Source organism: Photobacterium salinisoli (assembly GCF_003614885.1).
Taxonomy (GTDB): domain Bacteria; phylum Pseudomonadota; class Gammaproteobacteria; order Enterobacterales; family Vibrionaceae; genus Photobacterium; species Photobacterium salinisoli.
Genome location: NZ_QZMS01000015.1, coordinates 60,349 through 78,358 on the forward strand (window position 1 = coordinate 60,349; position 18,010 = coordinate 78,358).

Annotated in this window: 24 protein-coding genes; 13 read left to right on the plus strand and 11 right to left on the minus strand. The window is 49.3% G+C overall.

Annotated features, from left to right (window positions below):
• Positions 1-31: 31 nt before the first annotated feature.
• The 9 genes from D6M16_RS19935 to D6M16_RS19980 all read left to right on the plus strand — a co-directional run bounded on the left by D6M16_RS19935 (position 32) and on the right by D6M16_RS19980 (position 5,086).
• Entirely contained in the window at positions 32-1,834 is a 1,803-nt protein-coding gene (locus tag D6M16_RS19935; RefSeq protein WP_120513655.1) for a HEAT repeat domain-containing protein, read from the plus strand.
• Positions 1,835-1,869: 35 nt separating this feature from the next.
• Positions 1,870-2,202, plus strand: a complete 333-nt coding sequence (locus tag D6M16_RS19940; RefSeq protein WP_120513656.1) for a hypothetical protein — start codon at positions 1,870-1,872, stop codon at positions 2,200-2,202.
• Between the two features lie 16 nt (positions 2,203-2,218).
• The gene (locus D6M16_RS19945; protein ID WP_162941116.1) at positions 2,219-2,551 is read left to right on the plus strand and encodes a hypothetical protein; all 333 of its coding nucleotides are present in this window, start codon (positions 2,219-2,221) and stop codon (positions 2,549-2,551) included.
• A 17-nt stretch (positions 2,552-2,568) separates the two neighbouring features.
• Complete coding sequence (locus D6M16_RS19950; RefSeq protein ID WP_162941117.1) at positions 2,569-2,901, plus strand: hypothetical protein; 333 nt, start codon at positions 2,569-2,571, stop codon at positions 2,899-2,901.
• 341 nt (positions 2,902-3,242) lie between these two features.
• Entirely contained in the window at positions 3,243-3,572 is a 330-nt protein-coding gene (locus tag D6M16_RS19960; RefSeq protein WP_120513660.1) for a hypothetical protein, read from the plus strand.
• Between the two features lie 35 nt (positions 3,573-3,607).
• Positions 3,608-3,958: a hypothetical protein gene (locus D6M16_RS19965; RefSeq protein WP_240435666.1), complete on the plus strand. Its 351-nt coding sequence runs from the start codon at positions 3,608-3,610 to the stop codon at positions 3,956-3,958.
• Positions 3,959-4,042: 84 nt separating this feature from the next.
• Complete coding sequence (locus tag D6M16_RS19970) at positions 4,043-4,375, plus strand: hypothetical protein (RefSeq protein WP_162941118.1); 333 nt, start codon at positions 4,043-4,045, stop codon at positions 4,373-4,375.
• A gap of 9 nt (positions 4,376-4,384) precedes the next feature.
• Positions 4,385-4,741, plus strand: a complete 357-nt coding sequence (locus tag D6M16_RS19975) for a hypothetical protein (protein WP_120513662.1) — start codon at positions 4,385-4,387, stop codon at positions 4,739-4,741.
• A gap of 6 nt (positions 4,742-4,747) precedes the next feature.
• On the plus strand, positions 4,748-5,086 hold the full coding sequence (locus tag D6M16_RS19980; RefSeq protein ID WP_120513663.1) for a hypothetical protein: 339 nt from the start codon (positions 4,748-4,750) through the stop codon (positions 5,084-5,086).
• Between the two features lie 110 nt (positions 5,087-5,196).
• Here the strand turns inward: D6M16_RS19980 and D6M16_RS19985 are convergent, their stop codons facing one another.
• The 7 genes from D6M16_RS19985 to D6M16_RS20010 form a co-directional block, all read right to left on the minus strand.
• Positions 5,197-5,523: a hypothetical protein gene (locus tag D6M16_RS19985; protein ID WP_120513664.1), complete on the minus strand. Its 327-nt coding sequence runs from the start codon at positions 5,521-5,523 to the stop codon at positions 5,197-5,199.
• A gap of 9 nt (positions 5,524-5,532) precedes the next feature.
• Positions 5,533-5,835, minus strand: coding sequence for a hypothetical protein (locus D6M16_RS22345; protein ID WP_162941119.1), 303 nt, complete (start codon positions 5,833-5,835; stop codon positions 5,533-5,535).
• A gap of 17 nt (positions 5,836-5,852) precedes the next feature.
• Positions 5,853-6,209: a hypothetical protein gene (locus D6M16_RS19990; protein ID WP_205576948.1), complete on the minus strand. Its 357-nt coding sequence runs from the start codon at positions 6,207-6,209 to the stop codon at positions 5,853-5,855.
• 206 nt (positions 6,210-6,415) lie between these two features.
• A complete protein-coding gene (locus D6M16_RS19995) occupies positions 6,416-6,769 on the minus strand; it encodes a NirD/YgiW/YdeI family stress tolerance protein (protein WP_046220494.1) in 354 nt (117 codons plus the stop codon).
• 199 nt (positions 6,770-6,968) lie between these two features.
• On the minus strand, positions 6,969-7,571 hold the full coding sequence (locus tag D6M16_RS20000) for a TetR/AcrR family transcriptional regulator (protein WP_120513666.1): 603 nt from the start codon (positions 7,569-7,571) through the stop codon (positions 6,969-6,971).
• Between the two features lie 25 nt (positions 7,572-7,596).
• Complete coding sequence (locus tag D6M16_RS20005; protein WP_120513667.1) at positions 7,597-9,039, minus strand: coniferyl aldehyde dehydrogenase; 1,443 nt, start codon at positions 9,037-9,039, stop codon at positions 7,597-7,599.
• Positions 9,040-9,209: 170 nt separating this feature from the next.
• Positions 9,210-9,830 (minus strand): tRNA-uridine aminocarboxypropyltransferase, encoded by a 621-nt coding sequence (locus D6M16_RS20010; protein WP_120513668.1) that lies wholly within the window; start codon positions 9,828-9,830, stop codon positions 9,210-9,212.
• 86 nt (positions 9,831-9,916) lie between these two features.
• On the opposite strand from D6M16_RS20010, the gene D6M16_RS20015 reads away from it, so the two are divergent.
• Entirely contained in the window at positions 9,917-10,375 is a 459-nt protein-coding gene (locus tag D6M16_RS20015; protein ID WP_120513669.1) for an EVE domain-containing protein, read from the plus strand.
• A 151-nt stretch (positions 10,376-10,526) separates the two neighbouring features.
• Here D6M16_RS20015 and D6M16_RS20020 read toward each other — a convergent pair whose 3' ends face one another.
• Entirely contained in the window at positions 10,527-11,324 is a 798-nt protein-coding gene (locus D6M16_RS20020) for a Cof-type HAD-IIB family hydrolase (RefSeq protein WP_120513670.1), read from the minus strand.
• Between the two features lie 142 nt (positions 11,325-11,466).
• On the minus strand, positions 11,467-12,531 hold the full coding sequence (locus D6M16_RS20025; RefSeq protein WP_338048227.1) for an alpha/beta fold hydrolase: 1,065 nt from the start codon (positions 12,529-12,531) through the stop codon (positions 11,467-11,469).
• A 148-nt stretch (positions 12,532-12,679) separates the two neighbouring features.
• On the opposite strand from D6M16_RS20025, the gene D6M16_RS20030 reads away from it, so the two are divergent.
• The gene (locus D6M16_RS20030) at positions 12,680-13,900 is read left to right on the plus strand and encodes an EAL and HDOD domain-containing protein (RefSeq protein WP_120513671.1); all 1,221 of its coding nucleotides are present in this window, start codon (positions 12,680-12,682) and stop codon (positions 13,898-13,900) included.
• 79 nt (positions 13,901-13,979) lie between these two features.
• Here the strand turns inward: D6M16_RS20030 and D6M16_RS20035 are convergent, their stop codons facing one another.
• Positions 13,980-15,575 (minus strand): AbgT family transporter, encoded by a 1,596-nt coding sequence (locus tag D6M16_RS20035; protein WP_120513672.1) that lies wholly within the window; start codon positions 15,573-15,575, stop codon positions 13,980-13,982.
• Between the two features lie 475 nt (positions 15,576-16,050).
• On the opposite strand from D6M16_RS20035, the gene D6M16_RS20040 reads away from it, so the two are divergent.
• Positions 16,051-17,055 carry an acyltransferase gene (locus D6M16_RS20040; RefSeq protein ID WP_120513673.1) on the plus strand — a complete coding sequence of 335 codons (1,005 nt, stop codon included), beginning with the start codon at positions 16,051-16,053 and terminating at the stop codon, positions 17,053-17,055.
• Positions 17,056-17,087: 32 nt separating this feature from the next.
• On the opposite strand, the gene D6M16_RS20045 is transcribed toward D6M16_RS20040, so the two are convergent.
• The gene (locus D6M16_RS20045) at positions 17,088-17,417 is read right to left on the minus strand and encodes a DUF2500 domain-containing protein (RefSeq protein WP_120513674.1); all 330 of its coding nucleotides are present in this window, start codon (positions 17,415-17,417) and stop codon (positions 17,088-17,090) included.
• Positions 17,418-17,572: 155 nt separating this feature from the next.
• Here D6M16_RS20045 and D6M16_RS20050 point away from each other — a divergent pair, with 155 nt between their 5' ends.
• Positions 17,573-17,938, plus strand: a complete 366-nt coding sequence (locus D6M16_RS20050; RefSeq protein ID WP_120513675.1) for a DUF4145 domain-containing protein — start codon at positions 17,573-17,575, stop codon at positions 17,936-17,938.
• The last annotated feature ends 72 nt before the right edge of the window (positions 17,939-18,010 follow it).

The window sequence follows — 18,010 nt, forward strand, 5'->3', positions numbered from 1 at the left end:
AATTGTTAACCCTGATAAATGTAGGTAATACATGAAATACAGAGCTGCCGTACTTGGTTTGAGTAGCATTATTATTTTGAGCTTTATTTTCCTTTTTTTATACAAAGTAAAAGGTGGCGCGTATGTCATTCAATATGAGCCAGGCAGATCTTATCACTATGAGGTGAAGTACCAGAATCATGCTGCTGGCATGACCAGTCTCATGGGGCAGGGACATTCTTATCAGCCAGATTTAAAGGTGAATTACAGCTATACCGGGCAGATGTTCATCGATGTGCTTGAACAAGCGGATCAGGGTTTTACACTAGCATTCAGATTCCAGCCTCAGTCATTTATTGCTGAAATGAATGGCAGCACCAGTAGTCACTGGCCGCAGGATGTTGTTGTTTATGCCAATCTGAATCGAGATGGTTTATTTAATGAACTGAAATTTCAGGAGACATATTACGAAGAATTTTCTCCCTTGTTAAAAGATATAATTGCACAGTTCCAGATTTCGCTTTCAAATCATGGAAAGTCCAATTGGCAATCCATTGAAGCAGACTTTTCATCTGCCTATGATGTGTATTATGAAATTGACGAGGCGTTTATTCCGAGCTGGGATGTCCACGTGAATAAATCTTATCGTCCTCAAAATGCTTTGTTGCGACTAGAGCAGGTGGTTGACATTGATGTCAGCCGATTCTCAAAGCGCATCAGCCAAATTGCCATGGACCGAAGTAAAGAAACCTATTCTGCTAGCGGTAAACTGGCTGAGGAAAAAGCCCACTTCTCGGCTGCATTTCTGTCTGTTACTGATGTGCCTGAAGCTGACAGTGATACAGACACAACTTTCATCCGCGATACGTTCAATGGCGAGTATCAACGAAAGTTACTTGAAAAGCAGATGTATGAGCAGACGGTGGGGACAGAAAACCTCACCACCTTCAGTACCCGGCTTAGGCAAATACCATCTCTGGACAACCGGGGTAAGGCGAGTCTGTTCTATCAGTTAAGAGCATGGGTAGCACTTGATCCATCTCGTTTGGAACAAGTGAAACTTTGGCTGAGTCTTTATCAGGCGGATCATCCGGCTTTTCAGATGCTGAGCACGTTGCTGGTCTCGATCGGGAGTCCTGAAGCACAAAATATTTTGCTGGAAGCTATGGCTTCATCCTCACCAGAAAAGCAAAATGCAATCATGCTGAAGTTGATTTTTCTGGATCACCCGACATTGGAAAGTGAGTCGGCTGTCCGTGACCTGGCAAAGTCACTCCCTTCTGAAGAAAAAAGGCTGCAGGCGCAACTGGTTCTTGGAGGCATGGCCCGTTTTTTACAAGATGACGATCGCGCCAGAAGCTTGGCAATTTTTGACGAAGTCAAAGAGCAGCTCGCTGCAAGCAGTGATGAGCAGCACATTGAAGACGCATTGAGTGTAATCGGGAATATGGGGCTGACAGAGCAAACTGAGTTGGTCACAGGGTATTTATCGCATGAAAGTAAGCAAGTGCGATACTCTGCGCTGGATGCATTACGTTTTGTGAATACACCAGAAGCGCAAGGTGTCTTATTAAAACATCTCTCCGATGATGATGGTCGAATGCGAGAGATTTCTTCAACTGGCCTGAGCTACACAACTCCTGGCCCAGAATTTGTTGATGTCTACAGAGACAGACTGAAAGTCGAAAATAATGAATATGTGATTCGACAGTTGATTGACAATCTTAGTCAAATGTCTGTCCAGTACCCAGAGGCAATTCAAGTGTTAGAAAACTATATTCCAAATATTGGTATTACATCACTAAAGAACCATGCTGAAAATGTTTTTAATAGCATGAAATCAGTTAATGAATAAATAAAAAAGTTCGATATGGTAATGAGATGATTGTTATGAATTTGATTAAATTAATTAGTATTTTAATGATGTTTTTTCCTGTGCTTTCTTTTGCCAATAGTGAGTTTACACCTGGTAAGGTAAGCAAGATCATATTACATGATTGGGGGAGAGTGTTAGTGTATTTAGATAATGGTATAAATACAGTTGAGAACTGTGAGAAAAAATCGGGATTTGTCCTAGATAGAGGTAATCAGCATTTTGCTGAAATGTATTCTTCATTGCTATCTGAATATCATGCAGGAACTAAAGTAGGTGGCTGGGTTAATGGCTGTGATAGCTTACATAAAGCTCCTGTTTTAAGCAGATTAGATTTAATGCCAAAGTGATAATATGGGTTTTATTATGAGATTATTTGTAATTATTACGTTGTTTTTTGCTTCATCAACATGGGCGGCATGTAACAACATCGCCTGCTACGGCGTAGGCAAAGATGTATTAACACGAACCTACTTGTCGTCCAGTGGTAATATCTATATTGGTGCGCCTGTGGGTAAAGAAAATCTGAAATGTGATCTTTATTCTGGTGAATATATGACTCTGAAAATGAATCATTTGCTATATAGAGAGATTTATTCGACGATTCTGACGGGAGTTGCTGCACAGAAGCACTTACAAATTCGAATTGTGGAAAACTCACCTGAGTGTGAGGTTTCTTATGTGACTATGAACCCTTGATACTGGTTAGGCAAAGGATGCGCTATTTCTTATTTTTGTTGATGGCCTTTAGTCCGACAGTACTGGCGGAATGTATCCCAACGGCATGTATAGGCGTTGGAAAAGAGGCGCTGTTATCTGTTTATCCTAATCATACCGGGCATATTTACTTACAAGCTCCGGCAGGGAAAGAGAAGCTGAATTGTAAACTGGTTGAAGGCCATTTTATGGTGTTAAAAAATACTCACCCTGTGTTTGATGCCATGTATTCTACAGTACTGACTGCGCTTTCTACTCAAAAGCAACTTACAGTCCGGATTGTTGAAAACTCGGAAGACTGTGAAGTCAGTTATGTCCGAATGTTTATGTAAAGGCGTATAAAATGAAAATAAATCAGATGTGTAAGCTGACTTTCCTGTGATTATCTTTGTTTTGGACAGCGAATTCTACCGCGACAGATGCGATTTATTGTCCGTATACCAAAGTACTTGAACTTCAGGTTCAGCCAGAGAATGTGTTAGTGCATTTAGAAGGGCAAGGGTGGAAACAGCTGGGCACTTATCTGGAACCAGCTTTAGACAGCCGAGTCTCTATCGTACTTGCAGCACATGCGTCGGGTAAACAAGTCATGCTGGCTTTTCCATTGAGCAGTGGCATTGAATGTGAAAAAACAAATTATGGTATTTCTCCGTATAAAGTAAGGATTCGGTAAATGACCAAGTTTCTTAAATCTGCAGGTTTGCTATTCTTCCTGTTTTCAACCCCATTGTCGATGGCTGCAGAAAATTACGTGTCAGGAAAAATCACCAACATTACCGCGATTGAAGGCGCATTGTTAGTGAAAGTCGAGAATCAAATCATTCCAGAAAACTGTGCTGGAACACACTACAACTGGATGAAAATAAAGCAGGAAAACACCACGATGGTCTCTGTGGTTTTGGCACAGTGGGCTGCCAATAACCGAGCCGCAACTGTGTATACCTCGGGTATTGAAACAGGTGGTCAATACTGTTTAGTGATTCAGGTTGACCCGGCTGGTTAATAGTAATTAGCTAAAGAAATAATGAATTTTTGGAGATGATGATGAGGAAGCTCTTTGTCTTTTTGATGGTCTTTGCATCTGTAAAAGCTTATGCCGTGGATATGAATTTCGTCGGTTCAGGTGTTTCAACCATAAAAATCATTCATTCTTACTCTGAGTTTGGTGGTGGGGATGTTTATTTGAAGCTTGCAGATCCAGAGACGACATCTTGTCCAAGTGGATATTGGTTAAGAAAAACGGATCCTGGCTTTGATGCCAATTTGTCGATGGCAATTGCGGCATTTCATGCGAAATCGCGTGTGATAGTATACGGATTACCTGATGAAATGTGGCCGGGATCACCGACAGGTAAGTATTGTCATCTTTATGCGATCCAGTACCAATAAGGTAATGGGTTAAAAGAAATTTTTAATAATTAAATATTCACTAATGAAACTTGGTTTTCATAAAAATGAATGTTGGGAAACTTTGTGAATAATATGAAAAAATTAATGTTAAGTTTCATGGTAATAATTGCATTGCCATTCTCTGTGTTTGCAGAACAAGCTGATCCTGAATTTAACGAACCATTTACTATTACCCAGGTATTCTCTGAAGGTACAACGACGGCAGGATTTTTTACTGCGGAAGTTTTAACTGGGTGTAAGTGGAATCTCATGTATTTGGACCTTTCTACAGAATCGGGCAAAGCTATGTTTTCTCAGGTCCTAGCAGCGAAAAGTGCTGGGTTCAAGGTTGTCAGGGTTTATTATAAGAGAAGCGATAGTGAAAAATGTACAGCAACAGGCTTACATATCCGATAGGGACATATGATGAGAAAACACATTTTAATACTGCTTGCATTATGTCTGTCATCGAATGCTTTTTCATCAACGAACTACTGGGTTGATACAACAGGGAAAGTATTGAACATTGCAACGTATGCGACCACAGAAACCGTTCTGGTTTTCTTGGATAACAATGGCCAGGACGTCGCTGAATGTTCTGACAAACAAGCGTTTGCAATCAGTAATACCTTGTCTAGTGAGGCAAGAGCAAGAATGTATTCGATGTTATTAGCAGCAAAAACAGCAGGTACACCAATCACAGTTGCTTATACCAAAGTAGGTGGCTGTGAAGCGTGGAGTACGAATAATAGTGTGTACCGTAGAATCGTGAGGCTGAGGTAAAAACGAATGTTCAAAAAGATGATAGCGGTTTTATCTCTGGTGTTTTCGACAACCGCGTTGGCAGAATTTAGCTGTGAAGTTGAAGTCAATCGCGTGCTGGTATACGCAAACGGCAGTGTGAATGTGCTGCATTCCGGCAGAAATGAGTACACCTATATTTGTAATTTGAATACAGAAAGACAAGGTGTGGGGATCACCACCTGCGCGATGTGGACCAGCATGTTACAAAACATTCAGAAGTCGTATGCCAAAGCGATATTTTATTACCCAGGATCGGGCGACTGCAGCACATTGGCCTCGTATGGCAGTGCGCCTGTACCTGTTTATATCGGATTGATTAAATAAACGGAAATTTTGTATTTTATCTTAGTGGTTAGTCAATTTCGCCCGTAAATATCACTCACGGGCGAATTAATAATATTGAAGTAGATTTTTAATCTGATTCAGTACCTTTATTAAAACCGAGCCCTGTGTAAGTGACGGGAATCTTTTCCGTCAACGGTAGAGTCTGCATCTTTCGCACAAACAAAATCACCCACAGCATTCTGAGCACGCATTGCAAGTACAATGGAAAGCAGCTCTTTTTCCGTAGATTTGATGTAGCAGAACTCACCATTACTGAAACGTACCTGTGTACTGTTGTTATTCCAAAAGCCGTACATGAACTGAATGGTTACATTGGAGTTCCATTGCCAGCCGTCCCGGTAAACGGGAGCATTGGCAAATGAAGATACAGAAAAAAGAGCGAGCATTGCTGTAAAGAAAATGTGCCTGACTTTCATATGAAATCCTTACTTGAGGTATACACCAACAATGTTGCCTTGCCCTTGGAGTGTGCAGTCCTCAAAGCGAATAATGACGGGTTTATTCGAGGTTTGTGCTGTTAATAAAATAGAGACGATCGCATCATATTTAGGGTGATTAGGCGTTAAATAATATCTGGTACCTGAACAGCCATAAGCAACTACATCAACAAATGTATTACCATTCATATCATATACATGAAGGTTTTTGGGGATGCCGGTAGGGGTATGAATAGGCTCTGCAAATGAACAAAAAGAGTAAAGTAGTAAGAGTGGAATCAGAATTTTCATTAGATAGCCTTAAGTCTTTATTTTCTTAGTTGAACACTTCTTAATTGGCAGTAATTATCGGCAGATCCCTTCCAAAATCTATCTGTATCATTCCAGACCTGAAATCGAACAGTTTGTTTTGCTACATATGCTGCCATAGCCATGGAAAGTAGCCGATCTGCATAATCAGAATCTTTAATATATACACCGCCGGGGCACTCAGTAAGGCCTGTCGGCATGGTAATTAAAGTATCACCATCTAATGAAGGGACGACTTCGGCAACACCCCAACTATATATTCCTGTTATCAAACCTGTACTGGTTACCACAATTTCTGCTTGAGATAAATTTGGGTAAATAAAAAACGTTAATGCCAGCAATAATTTTTTCATCATATTTTTCCTAATGTTATGAAAAAATAATAATATCAGGTTTTATTTCTTAGTGAATAAAAATGTTAGTTTTATGATCTAAAAGTTGTCTTGAACGGATTAAACGAACTAAATATATAAGGTTATAAATGGGAAGTTATTGATGTGGTCATAAAGCAAAGAGACAACCAAGCCCCGCATCGCGGGGCTTGGTTGTTTAGGCTTATCGTTCACTGCCCAATCTGTACGCTATCTACATCGACTGTGGTGCCGTTGAGGTCTTTGTCGACTTCGCCCATCAGGGTGACCTGAGTTTCCGGGCCGACTTGCTGATCGCCCCACAGGTGGTTGTCGATTTCGACAATCATTTCGCCTGTGCTGTCTTTAAAGCGGTAGTCCTCATCGCCGAGTGACGCGATGATATGGCCGGTCAGGGTGACGCGCGTATCGTCTTTGGCCTGCATTGCCTGGGCAACGGTTGCGCTGGCGCCCTGGGTTTCATTCGGTCCTGTGTAACCGCCCTGAGCGGCGGTCGCGGTCAGGGGCAGGGCCAGCGTGGCAAATAAGAAGATCACTTTTTTCATGACTGGGTTCTCCGTTATCGGGCTTATTGGAGCAACGACTGTTTTCAGTCTGACTGCTGAGCAACGATTTGCTGCTGTCATCGTGCTGTCTATCTGGCAAGAATAAGGAAGAGAGCGTGAAGCAAGTGTGAAATCCCCGTCAGGAATCGATGAAAAGTAGAGATAAAGAATCTTTTTTTATCGCCAATTGTGTTGGTGTTCAGGTTTGCCGGGCCATGCCGTGCCACAACATATCAAATGCTGCCTGACGTGAGGCGGGATCGGCCGCCAGTGCCGGTTGTTCGGCAAACAGGCTGACGGTGGATAAAAACAGGCTGTGGCAGGTATTCAGCATCAGAGATTGCGGCCAGTCTGTCAGTTCGCCTTGCTGTTGCCCTTGTTCTATCAGCTGCGGCAGAAAAGGCAGTGCCTGACTGAGCATGGCATGCTGCTGGCTGAGCAGGTACTGCGGATCGTTGGCCATCTGGCGCAGGAACTGAAATTGCTGCGGATGGGTTAATCCCCAGCTGATGGCGGCTTGCCAGATATGCTGCAATTGCGCCTGCACGCTCAGGCTGGTGTCCGGTGGTGTCAGCGCCGATGCCATGTCCGTTTTTATGCTCAGATACAGGGTTTCGACCAGCACCTGCTTGCTGGCAAAGTGATGGAACAGCGTGCCATTGGCCACCCCGGCGGCTTTGGCAATCTTGGCGGTGGCAGTGGCCTGAATACCCTGCTGGGTGAAGAGGGTGAGGGCGGCATCTAATAATTGTTGCTTCTTATTCTGGCTCATAGCTCGCTGTCGGGTGAGAAACTGGCTCATCGGGGTGAGCCAGCATAATACAGGTTTAGCGTAAGAAGAAAGCCATCATGAGTTTTTGCACTGTGGCCCGCCAGCCGGTGAAAGGCGGTACGGCCAGTTTGGCGGTATTGATACGGCCTTTGGTCAGCACGGTTTTGGCTTTGGAAAAGGTCAGAAAACCTTCCTTGCCGTGATAATGGCCCATGCCTGAAGGCCCGATACCGCCGAAGGGCGCGTCGTCGGCAGCGACATGGAACACTGAATCATTAATCGCCATGCCACCGGCGTGGACATCAGACTTCACGCGCGCCTGCAGGGCTTTGTCCTGCGTCATCAGGTACAAGGCCAGCGGACGCGGACGCTGCTGGATGTACTGGATGGCTTCGTCGATGTTGCTGTAGGTGATCACCGGCAGTAAGGGGCCAAAGATCTCTTCTTGCATCAGGGTCAGGCTGTCGCTCGGGTTCACCAGCAAATGCGGCACCATGCGGTGTGCATCAGGGTCGATGGCGTCAGGGTGGACGGTGTCAATGCGGGTATTTTTCTGCACGGCTTCTGCCAGCCACTGGGTCAGGCGGTCGAACTGGCGCTGATTGACGACTGAGGTAAAGTCCTGACTGTGCACGCCTTGCGGATACATTTGTGTAAATTGTTTTTTGAACTCGGCAATGAACACATCTTCTTTGCCTTCCGGTACCAGGACGTAATCCGGCGCTACGCAGATTTGGCCTGCATTCAGGCACTTGCCGAAGATCATCCGTTCAACCGCCTGCGGCATATCGGCATCCGGGGCTATCAGGGTTGGCGATTTACCGCCCAGCTCCAGTGTGACCGGGGTGAGGTTGTCCGCCGCGGCGCGCATGACATGACGGCCGACGGCGGTGGAGCCGGTAAACAGCAAATGATCAAACGGCAGAGCAGTAAAGGCCGCCGCGATGTCGGCTTCCCCTTCAATGACGGCGACCTCAGTGTCAGCAAAGATATCGGCCAGCAGGGCGATAATGACCTGATTGGTTCGCGGGGTGAATTCACTCAGCTTAATCATGGCACGGTTGCCGGCCGCCAGCGCTGGGATCAGCGGGCCGATGCTGAGCATGACAGGGAAATTCCAGGGTACCACGATCCCGACTACCCCGACCGGCTGGTAAATGACTTCCACTTTGGCCGGCATTAGTAGCAGGCCGGCGTGACGCCGCGATGGCCGCATCCATTTTTTCAGGCGCTTGATGGTGTAGTTGATTTGCTGAACACAGGGCAGGATGTCACTCAGCAGGGTATCTTGGTGACTGCGGTGGCCGAAGTCGGCAGACAGGGCGTCACACAGGGCGTCTTTGTTCTCCAGCAATGCCGCTTTGAGCTGTTTGAGTTTGGCAACCCGGCTGGTGTAGTCCGGCATGGTCTGAGCCAGGTACTCGTTCCGTTGCGCGTGGAACAGTCGCTGCATGGTGAAAATCTGCTGGCTGTCTTGGCTCGCAGTGGCAAAGGTCATCCCTATCTCCTGTTTTGACAGAGTGAAGCGCTTACACGCGGTGAGGTATCTGAGAATGTCAGCTGGCTTTCCCATAAACCGACTGACTAGTCGGTTTAAATATAGGGCGACTCCGCGGTTCGCGCAAGAAATCGGCAAACTTAAATGCTATTTCGTGAGGCGCAGCGCCATTATGGTTCTGTCCGTCGACGCGGATGTCCGCTTTTTTCCGCCGGAAAGGCCGCCAGAAAAGCGTCGAAATACTGTTGTAACGCCTTGGCATCCTTGTGCTCTCCCAGCAGATCCAGCAAGGCAATGCCAGCTTCACAGGTGCACAGATGGCCTGTCTGCTGATTGCGGCGCAGTGAGTAAGAGGAGTCGCGATCCACACTCAGGCTGAGTCTGGGCAGCTTTGCCAGCCACGGGCTTTTGCGCACCATCTTGCGTGCTTCCTGCCAGGTGGCGTCCAGCAGAATGAATAAAGGGGTTTTGCCCGTCTCGCGGACAAAGGACGCTGCGGGATGGGCGTCGTCGGCAGGAAACAGCAGCCAGGGTTGAAACGCCTTGCTGGCTATCTGTGCCAGCAGCGCCTCGGGCGGCTCGGTGCGAGACCAGAGCACGCGCTGGCACTGCGGCAGGGTTCTGGCCATCAGGGCGCCGGTATTGGTACTTTTGCCAAATTCTTTGCTGTGAGTCAGCAGGACAAACACAGCCTGAGACTGCAGGTCTGCCTTGGCATGGCAGATACAATTATGAACAAAGCCGCAATTCGGGCAGGGTGTTACCGCTGGTGAAGCAGGTTCGGCGCTCATGGTTCTCATCGCTTATGGTATTCTTGAGTCTGTTAGCTCAGATGTTACTGCTCTGGTCCTACAAAATCACGACAACAGGATGCGATATGGCTTATTGGTTATTCAAAACGGAACCCGATACTTTCTCTATTGATACCCTCAAGCAGATGAATGTGGCTTGCTGGGAAGGCGTTCGTAACTATCAGGCGCGTAACATGATGCGTGATGAGGTTAAAGTGGGTGACCAGGTCTTTATCTATCACTCCTCGTGCAAAGACATTGGGGTGGTGGGGATCGCCAAGGTGGTGCGCGAGGCCTATCCGGATCATTTTCAGTTTGATCCCGACAGCCCGTATTTCGACCCGAAATCCGATCCGGCCAATCCGCGCTGGGTGATGGTGGATATTGAATACGTGCGCCATCTGCGCCTGGTATCGCTAAAACGCATCAAAGCTAATGATGCGTTGCATGAGATGCCGCTGGTACAGCGCGGCAACCGCCTTAGCATCATGCCAGTCACGGAACAGCAGTGGCAGGAAGTGCTGCGCATGACAGGGCAGTTTTAACGCTCCGGTATTGTGGTTCATGGTTTGAATATTCCCTCCCCTTGGCAAGGGGAGGGTTAGGGTGGGGTTCGAGAGGCGAGTACGGATTTGGTGCCTGTGCTCAGTAACCCCCGCCTAGCTTCCCCCTTGAGAAGGACTCGGGAAAAGCGGCTTACAGCAGATGTTCAGCCAGATAATGCGCCACGGCTTCATCGGCACAGGAGCCAATCACGCCGTTGTCCGGCAGGGCGGCCATCACCTTGTGGTGAGCGGTACCCATCACCAGTCCTTTACCGGCCATGCTCAGCATTTCCACATCATTCATGCCGTCACCGAAGGCAATACAGTCTGTCAGCGCATAGCCTTTCGCTTCGGCAACTGCGGCCAGGGCGTGGCCTTTCGACACCCCGACATCCATCACTTCCAGGCACCAAGGGGTGGAAAAGGCGATGCTGGCACGCTCGCCGAACACGGCGCGGAATTTATCCTCGAGCACGACCAGTTTGTCGTGGTCTTTATCATCACGGGTGAAGAAAACCTTCGCCACGCCATCCAGCGGCGGGTTGTTCACGTCGAACAGTTTGTATGTAAAGGTTTCGTGGAAATCACGCAGGTATGCATCTTCAATGTTGAGCAGCCAGTCATCATGGCGGTAAATGTGGATGCGTAAATCCGGCTCGTCTTTGGTGAGCGCCATCAACTCCTGGATCACCTCAGGTTGCACATCTTGCTGGAACAGCACTTCACCCTGACAGGTGTGCACCCGGGCACCGTTGGAGGTGATCATGAAAGCCGGAATGCCCAGTTGCTCGCGCATTTCGGCCACATCAACATGGTGGCGGCCGGTTGCGAAGACGAAATCTTTGCCTTGCTGGTGTAACTGCTGGAGTACCTCTTTAGTGAAAGGGGCGATTTTATGATCTGGTGTCAGCAGCGTACCGTCGAGATCAGAAGCAACAATTTTATACATGGCGCATCTCTTTCTTTGATTGGCTGCACCGTTCGGGCCAGCCGGGTGATTTACCTACACAGGCAGTGTAAACCAGATTGAGATCAAGAAAAGAGGCTAATCTGCGGCCTCGGTTTTTTCCGCTATTCCAGTCAGTCCGGGTTCAGCCTGGCTGGCTGTTGGCTACCAGCGGGGTGTCGGCTGCCGCTGGAGTGCTGAAGCGGGCAAAGTGCGCCAACAGAGCCGTAACCGCCTCCTCCCGCTGCAAGTCTTGCTCGAACAGGACTTCATGGCGGGCGCCTTTGATGACTTTCACCTGGCACTGACCGCCGGCCTGCTTGATCTGCTGGCAAAAAATGTTCTGCGCCCGGTTGTCGACTATGGTGTCTTGCTCATTTTGCAGCAGCAGTACCGGGCAGCGGATCTGACCGGCCAGGGCCACCGACTGGCGGGCTGCACTCAATGCCTGCCAGACCCACCGTGAGCTGGGACCGCCGAGCTTTAAATCGGGCTGATCCTCATACAGATTGCGGAACCACTCGTAACGGCACTGGCTCTGGCATAGGGGATTATCGGCAAAAGGCTTGGGATAATAAGGGGTCTGGCCTGGCGCATAACCGGGCTGGCGCTGGAGTTGCTCGGCGACTCTGGCCAGCGGCGAGGCAATAGGTTTCATCCAGTGGCTGACTTTGATGCCGTGCATCGGGGCGCTCAGCACGGCGGCCTTAATATCATCAGGGTACTGCGCCAGGTACAGGCTGGTCACTGTGCCGCCCATCGAATGGCCTATCATAAAGAGCTGCTGGTAACCGGCCGGTTTGACTATGGTCTCGACAAAGGTATGGAGATCACTGACGTAATCGGCAAATTCTTCCACATGGCCAAGCTGGCTGTCCGGGGTTAAGCGGCCGGAACAGCCCTGGCCCCGGTGGTCCAGGGCATACACATCGTAGCCCTGACGTGTCAGTTCCCAGCACAGTTCCTGATATTTATGAAAGGTTTCAACCCGGCCGTTTACCAGCACTATGGCTTTGTCGGTGCTGAACCCGGTCAGGCTCATCCAGGCGATGGGCACGTCCCCGACGCCGATGAACTGGCTTTGTCGGCGCTGGGCCCAGCACTCGGCCACCGGTCCTGCCATGGTGGCCGCAAAATCGGGCTCCATGCTGATCGCCCCGGCAGGGAGGGAAAACGAAAATCCTTGAGTCATGGGAAGCTTGTCCAACATTTGTCCGCTCTTTATGGCGTTATAAAGGAATTAGTAATATGTTCCAGTATAACGTAAAGTGTTGATGGTTTTGGATACGGCACAAAATCTGGTGCCATTCTATTATTGTTATTGTCTTCCACCGGACAGGATCACTAATTTCCCCAATATGTACGCCTACGTTGCTCGTCAACCTATCTTGAACCGCCAGCAGAGAACCGTTGGTTACGAACTGCTGTTTCGTGATGGGGAGCAGAATGCCTTTCCGGACATCGAAGCCAATACGGCAACCAGCCGTTTACTGGTGGAAAACTACATGGCTGTCGGTGATGATCTTGCCACCGCCAGTCAGCGTACCTTTATCAATTTCCCCTATGACAGCCTGGTGAGATTGCTGCCATTATTGTTGCCGCGGCACAAGGTAGTGATAGAAGTGCTGGAGACCTGCCCCCCGGATGATGAGCTGTTTGCGGCAATACGCCATCTGAACAAGCAGGGCTATACCATAGCGCTGGATGACTTTGATATGCATCCGGCCTGGCAGCGATTCATGCCCTATGTGCATTTGATCAAGCTCGATTTTATCAAACTGGGTTGTCAGCGTGCCTGCGACTTCGTTGCCCAGCATGAGAACCGGCGCCTGAAGTTTCTGGCCGAAAAAGTAGAAACCCGGGAAGAGTTTGAAGCTGCCCGGGCTGCCGGTTTTCATTTGTTTCAGGGCTATTATTTCAGTAAGCCTGAGCTGCTGAAAAATCGTCAGGTGACCCCTGAAACCCTGACCACTCTGAGGCTGCTGCGGGAAATCAGCCGCACCCCGGTCGATTTTCCCCGTGTCGAGCGCATTATTTCCAGCGACGTTTCTCTGTCTTATCTCTTGCTGCGCTATGTCAATTCCGCGGCGCACAGAACCTTATCGCCTATCGGCAACTTTAAGCAGGCGCTGGTGTATCTGGGCGAGGAGAAAATTAAGCTTTTCGTCTCTGTGGTGGCAGCAGCTCATGCTTCTATCCGCAAACCGCGCGAGCTGTATATTCTGTCGCTGCAGCGGGCGCGAATGTGCGAAGAGCTGGCCAGGGGAAGCGGCATTGCCCTGAACAGTGATCAGGCGTTTCTGGCCGGGATGTTTTCGCTGCTGGATGCTTTGCTCGATAAGCCGCTGCCTAAATTGCTCGAGCTGTTACCCCTGTCTGAGGAAGTCCACAGTGCTTTGCTGCTGCGGCAAGGGCCGCTGGGCGATATTCTGAATCTGCTGGATGCCTATGATAAGGCTGACTGGGAAAGTACCGCCCGCTATTGCCAGCGGCTGGGTATGAATGAAGTTCAGGTCGCGAATGTGTATCACCAGACGCTGCGCTGGCTGACCAGCTATCAGATCCCGTATCAGAAATAAGCTGTGTATCCCGCTGGGGGAAAAGAGGAAAAACAAAACCGGGCGTTTGCCCGGTTTGTCGTTTCAGGGGGAGGCAGGATTAGCCGCCAATGTTGTAATAGGTTGCTGCACCCGGACCGACCGGGATACCCAGTACAAACACCCAGACATAGAACATCAGGCTCCAGCCGACCACAAAGACCATGGAATATGGCAGCATAGTGGCAATCAGAGTACCCAGTCCCAGATTCTTCTGGTAACGGGTTGCCACCGCCAGAATCATACCGAAGTAGCTCATCATAGGGGTGATGATATTGGTGACTGAATCACCGATACGGTAGGCCGCCTGAATGGTTTCCGGCGCATAGCCGACCAGCATCAGCATAGGTACGAAGATAGGCGCGGTAACGGCCCACTGTGCCGAGGCTGAACCTATCATCAGGTTGATGAAGCCACACATCAGGATAAAGGCGAAGAACAGCATAGGACCGGTCAGACCGATGGATTGCAGCATATCTGCACCCGCCACGGCAAAGACCTGACCAAAGTTGGTCCACTTGAAGAATGCCACGAACTGGGCGGCGAAGAACACCAGGACGATATACATACCCATGGATGACATGGAAGCCGACATCGCGCTGATCACGTCGCGATCTGTCTTCATGGTGCCAACGACTTTACCGTAAGCAAAGCCTGGGATGGCGAAGAACACGAAGATGAAAGCCACAATGCCTTTCAGGAAAGGCGATCCCGCCACCAGACCGGTATCAGGATGACGCAGGACGCCGTTTTCCGGCACTATGGTCAGCGCCAGCAGGGCAGACACGGCCAGGGCTGCCAGTCCCGCCACTTTCAGACCTTTCTTTTCCAGATCTGTCAGCTTGCCCATTTTGTCTTTGCCCAGATCGTCGCTGGCTTCCTCGACATTGTAATTGCCCAGCTTGGGCTCAACAATTTTCTCGGTCACGAAGGCACCCATGATGGTGATCGCGAACGTGGACGCAAACATGAAGTACCAGTTCACTTCCGGGCCAACCAGGTAGGTCGGGTCGATCATTTGCGCGGCAGTTTGGGTAATCCCGGACAGCAGGGGATCCACTGTGCCCAGCAGCAGGTTGGCACTGTAGCCACCGGAAACACCGGCAAAGGCCGCGGCCAGACCCGCCAGCGGGTGACGACCCAGCGAGTGGAACAGCATAGCGGCCAGCGGGATCAGCACCACATAGCCCAGCTCAGAAGCTGTATTGGAAATAATACCGGCAAACACCACAACCAGAGTCACCATACGGCGCGACGCGCCCATGACCAGTCCGCGCATTGCAGCAGAAAGTAAACCAGAGTGTTCTGCAATCGCGACGCCCAGCATAGCGACCAGCACAGTGCCCAGTGGGGCAAAGCCAGTGAAGTTTTTCACCAGATTGGCCACGATCATTTGCAGACCTTCGGCGTTCATCAGGCTGATAACGTGGATCATGCCGTCGGCAGCACGGCCCGGGGCGCCTTCCGGGCGCGGGTCAGGCACTGAAACGCCAAAGTAGCCGGCAATGCCAGAAGCAATCAGTATTACCAGGCTGAACAGGGCGAAAAGGGTGATTGGGTGCGGTAGCAGGTTACCCAGCCACTCCACGGTATCCAGAAAACGCGTAAAGAGCGTTTTTTTGGTATTCAACTGTTTTTGTGAAGCACTCGAATGCATCACGACCTCCATTCTTACGTCATGTACCCGTCAATGGGCATCTTAATCGGTGCGGGAGGTTACGCTATTGTTAACGCCATAAACAAGATAAAAATGTGTCTAAATGTTTCGATTGTATGTTTTATGACTGTATTTTGACGCTTAACTTGGTTTTTTGTGTGTGTTTTTGTGTTGCCGGTGGACCCTTTTACTTTTTTATATGCCTGTTGTTGATTATTTGTTCGAGTGGCTCAGAGAATAAAGGGCGCATTTTTGGTTGGCCTCCTGCCTGTGACGGCCATATAAGTGTGATCAATATCTCGTTTTGGTGTGAATTTAATAAAACATCATTCAAATTATCAATTTGATAACATACTGATAAGCGACTGCCGCTAGTTTGCGAAGACGGCACGCCAGTGAGGCATGCACAAATTCTGAACGGGCACGCATGGCGCTTTAGTATTGAAAGAGGGCCGTAACAAGTGGAGGAGATCCCATGCGGGAAAAAATAGTCTTTTTCGACTTACTGCGTTGTGTTGCCGCCACTGCTGTGGTTGTGATTCATGTGCTGGGGCCTTACCGTGAACTTATCGGGCAGATCCCGGATCATGCCTGGATAACCGCGGTGAGTTATAACAGCTTCAGCCGTTGGGCTGTTCCTGTCTTTATTATGATCAGTGGCGCACTCATGCTGACAGACACCCGGCCGTTTGAGCTGAACTATTATGTTCGGCGGCGGCTGGGTAAGGTATTGATCCCTTTCCTGGTGTGGTCGGTGTTTTATGCGTTTTTTTCAGGTCTGACGCCAGATGGCTACCAGAGCAGTACCGCGATAGCAACATTGGCTAACATGCCGGAACACGAAACCTATTATCACCTGGGCTTTTTCTATTACTTTCTGCCTTTGTATCTGGTGATACCGTTTTTACAGGCATGGGTGAAGCGGGCCGATCCGACGGCAGTGAAAGGAGTGACGCTGGTATGGATGCTGCTGACGGCTCTGTTTTTGTTTTACATCGACGGCCCCTGGAGCCACCAGCTGGTGCTATACAGCGGGTATTTACTGCTGGGCTATTGCCTTTATCGTTATTCCTGGCCGACGCTGGGCTGGTTACTGCCTCTGGGGATAGCGGCTCTGTTACTGACGGATTATATGGTACTCAGTCGCAGCTTTGCTGCAGATGAATACACTGTGGGCCGCTGGTTGTCTTACAAAACCCTGAATACCGTGCTCATTGCCGCGATGGTATTTGTGGTGTGCCGTCATATTGCGGACCGTTTCAGTGAAGAGACGCTTGCCAAGCTGGCCTTCGTGAGCCGCTACAGTCTGGGTATTTACCTGCTGCACCCGATTTTTCTGTGGCCGGTCAGGGCATTTGATTGGTACTTTATTCATCCTGTCCTGATGATCCCATTCTGGACCCTGGTGGCCGGGGGGCTTGCTTTGCTGGCGAGCTGGCTGCTCAGCCGTCACCGGCTGACTGCCTGGCTGGTCCCCTGATGACATGTTCTGAGAGACGGCGGCGGGAGCCTTTAGCGTTTCAGCGCAAAGTGCAGAAACAGACGGCCCCGGTAGGTCAGAGTACCTGAGTCTCCGGGATTGAGGGCGTGGAAGTAGTGCGGACCTATTTGAAAATCACGTTTAGGACCGCCTTTTACCGGCTGGACATAAAGCCAGTATTCTTCACTGTCGCCACCGGGCTGAGTGTGGTCGACAGCGACACTCTGTTTATCGAGTATCAGTACCTCTATTTTCTTTTCTATCGCTGCATTGCCCGACAGATGACGGCGGTAGATGTAAACGAATGAGGCGACAGCAACAACTAGCAACACCAGCAGAATCAGAACAAGGGTAACAGGCATAGCAGGCTCCTTAGGTAACTGCCCGCTATTATGCTTGAGTGTATATCGGGTTGTCTGTGACAAAATGCGGTTATGGTGAGATCGCGGCCGGTAGATTTGCAACTGGCAGATCTCCCTGTAAGGTTAAAGATGAGCAGGTAGCAGGAGAAATATGGGTGTCAGAGATTGAATTAGTGGTGAGCCGGAGCCGGCGACTCGAGCATTTGCTGCGGCACCATTATCATGCGGAAGGTAAAGGGTTGCATCAGTTAATTACCAGCTGTGAAGAGCGTTTGCCGCATGAGATCATCCCGACTTTGCGTTATGTGGCCACCATACGCAATAAAGTGGTGCACGAGGAAGGATTTATCCTGGATGACAGTCGTGGTTTTCGTCGTGCCTGTCAGGAGTGCGAAAAAGAGCTGACGCCCCGAAGTGCGCGCCGGGTGTGGGCGGTTGCCGTTTTGTTAGTGTTAGGCATGACTGCTCTGGCGCTGTGGTTTTATTCAAACAATTGGCACCATATAAAGCTGGATCCGTAACGGACGGCGCAGGATAGCGACAAAATAAAAAAGGTGCCTCAGGCACCTTTTTTATTGGTTAATTTTATCTTT

What these genes read in the sequence shown, in the direction of transcription:
- D6M16_RS19940 (WP_120513656.1), top strand. Translation starts at nt 1,870, where the DNA reads ATGAATTTGATTAAATTAATTAGTATTTTAATGATGTTTTTTCCTGTG.
- D6M16_RS20010 (WP_120513668.1), bottom strand. Translation starts at nt 9,830, where the DNA reads ATGAGCGCCGAACCTGCTTCACCAGCGGTAACACCCTGCCCGAATTGC.
- D6M16_RS19975 (WP_120513662.1), top strand. Translation starts at nt 4,385, where the DNA reads ATGAGAAAACACATTTTAATACTGCTTGCATTATGTCTGTCATCGAAT.
- D6M16_RS19990 (WP_205576948.1), bottom strand. Translation starts at nt 6,209, where the DNA reads ATGATGAAAAAATTATTGCTGGCATTAACGTTTTTTATTTACCCAAAT.
- D6M16_RS19935 (WP_120513655.1), top strand. Translation starts at nt 32, where the DNA reads ATGAAATACAGAGCTGCCGTACTTGGTTTGAGTAGCATTATTATTTTG.
- D6M16_RS20045 (WP_120513674.1), bottom strand. Translation starts at nt 17,417, where the DNA reads ATGCCTGTTACCCTTGTTCTGATTCTGCTGGTGTTGCTAGTTGTTGCT.
- D6M16_RS20030 (WP_120513671.1), top strand. Translation starts at nt 12,680, where the DNA reads ATGTACGCCTACGTTGCTCGTCAACCTATCTTGAACCGCCAGCAGAGA.
- D6M16_RS19985 (WP_120513664.1), bottom strand. Translation starts at nt 5,523, where the DNA reads ATGAAAGTCAGGCACATTTTCTTTACAGCAATGCTCGCTCTTTTTTCT.
- D6M16_RS19945 (WP_162941116.1), top strand. Translation starts at nt 2,219, where the DNA reads ATGAGATTATTTGTAATTATTACGTTGTTTTTTGCTTCATCAACATGG.
- D6M16_RS19950 (WP_162941117.1), top strand. Translation starts at nt 2,569, where the DNA reads ATGCGCTATTTCTTATTTTTGTTGATGGCCTTTAGTCCGACAGTACTG.
- D6M16_RS20015 (WP_120513669.1), top strand. Translation starts at nt 9,917, where the DNA reads ATGGCTTATTGGTTATTCAAAACGGAACCCGATACTTTCTCTATTGAT.
- D6M16_RS20035 (WP_120513672.1), bottom strand. Translation starts at nt 15,575, where the DNA reads ATGCATTCGAGTGCTTCACAAAAACAGTTGAATACCAAAAAAACGCTC.
- D6M16_RS20025 (WP_338048227.1), bottom strand. Translation starts at nt 12,531, where the DNA reads ATGTTGGACAAGCTTCCCATGACTCAAGGATTTTCGTTTTCCCTCCCT.
- D6M16_RS19960 (WP_120513660.1), top strand. Translation starts at nt 3,243, where the DNA reads ATGACCAAGTTTCTTAAATCTGCAGGTTTGCTATTCTTCCTGTTTTCA.
- D6M16_RS22345 (WP_162941119.1), bottom strand. Translation starts at nt 5,835, where the DNA reads ATGAAAATTCTGATTCCACTCTTACTACTTTACTCTTTTTGTTCATTT.
- D6M16_RS19995 (WP_046220494.1), bottom strand. Translation starts at nt 6,769, where the DNA reads ATGAAAAAAGTGATCTTCTTATTTGCCACGCTGGCCCTGCCCCTGACC.
- D6M16_RS20005 (WP_120513667.1), bottom strand. Translation starts at nt 9,039, where the DNA reads ATGACCTTTGCCACTGCGAGCCAAGACAGCCAGCAGATTTTCACCATG.
- D6M16_RS20020 (WP_120513670.1), bottom strand. Translation starts at nt 11,324, where the DNA reads ATGTATAAAATTGTTGCTTCTGATCTCGACGGTACGCTGCTGACACCA.
- D6M16_RS20040 (WP_120513673.1), top strand. Translation starts at nt 16,051, where the DNA reads ATGCGGGAAAAAATAGTCTTTTTCGACTTACTGCGTTGTGTTGCCGCC.
- D6M16_RS19965 (WP_240435666.1), top strand. Translation starts at nt 3,608, where the DNA reads ATGATGATGAGGAAGCTCTTTGTCTTTTTGATGGTCTTTGCATCTGTA.
- D6M16_RS20000 (WP_120513666.1), bottom strand. Translation starts at nt 7,571, where the DNA reads ATGAGCCAGTTTCTCACCCGACAGCGAGCTATGAGCCAGAATAAGAAG.
- D6M16_RS19980 (WP_120513663.1), top strand. Translation starts at nt 4,748, where the DNA reads ATGTTCAAAAAGATGATAGCGGTTTTATCTCTGGTGTTTTCGACAACC.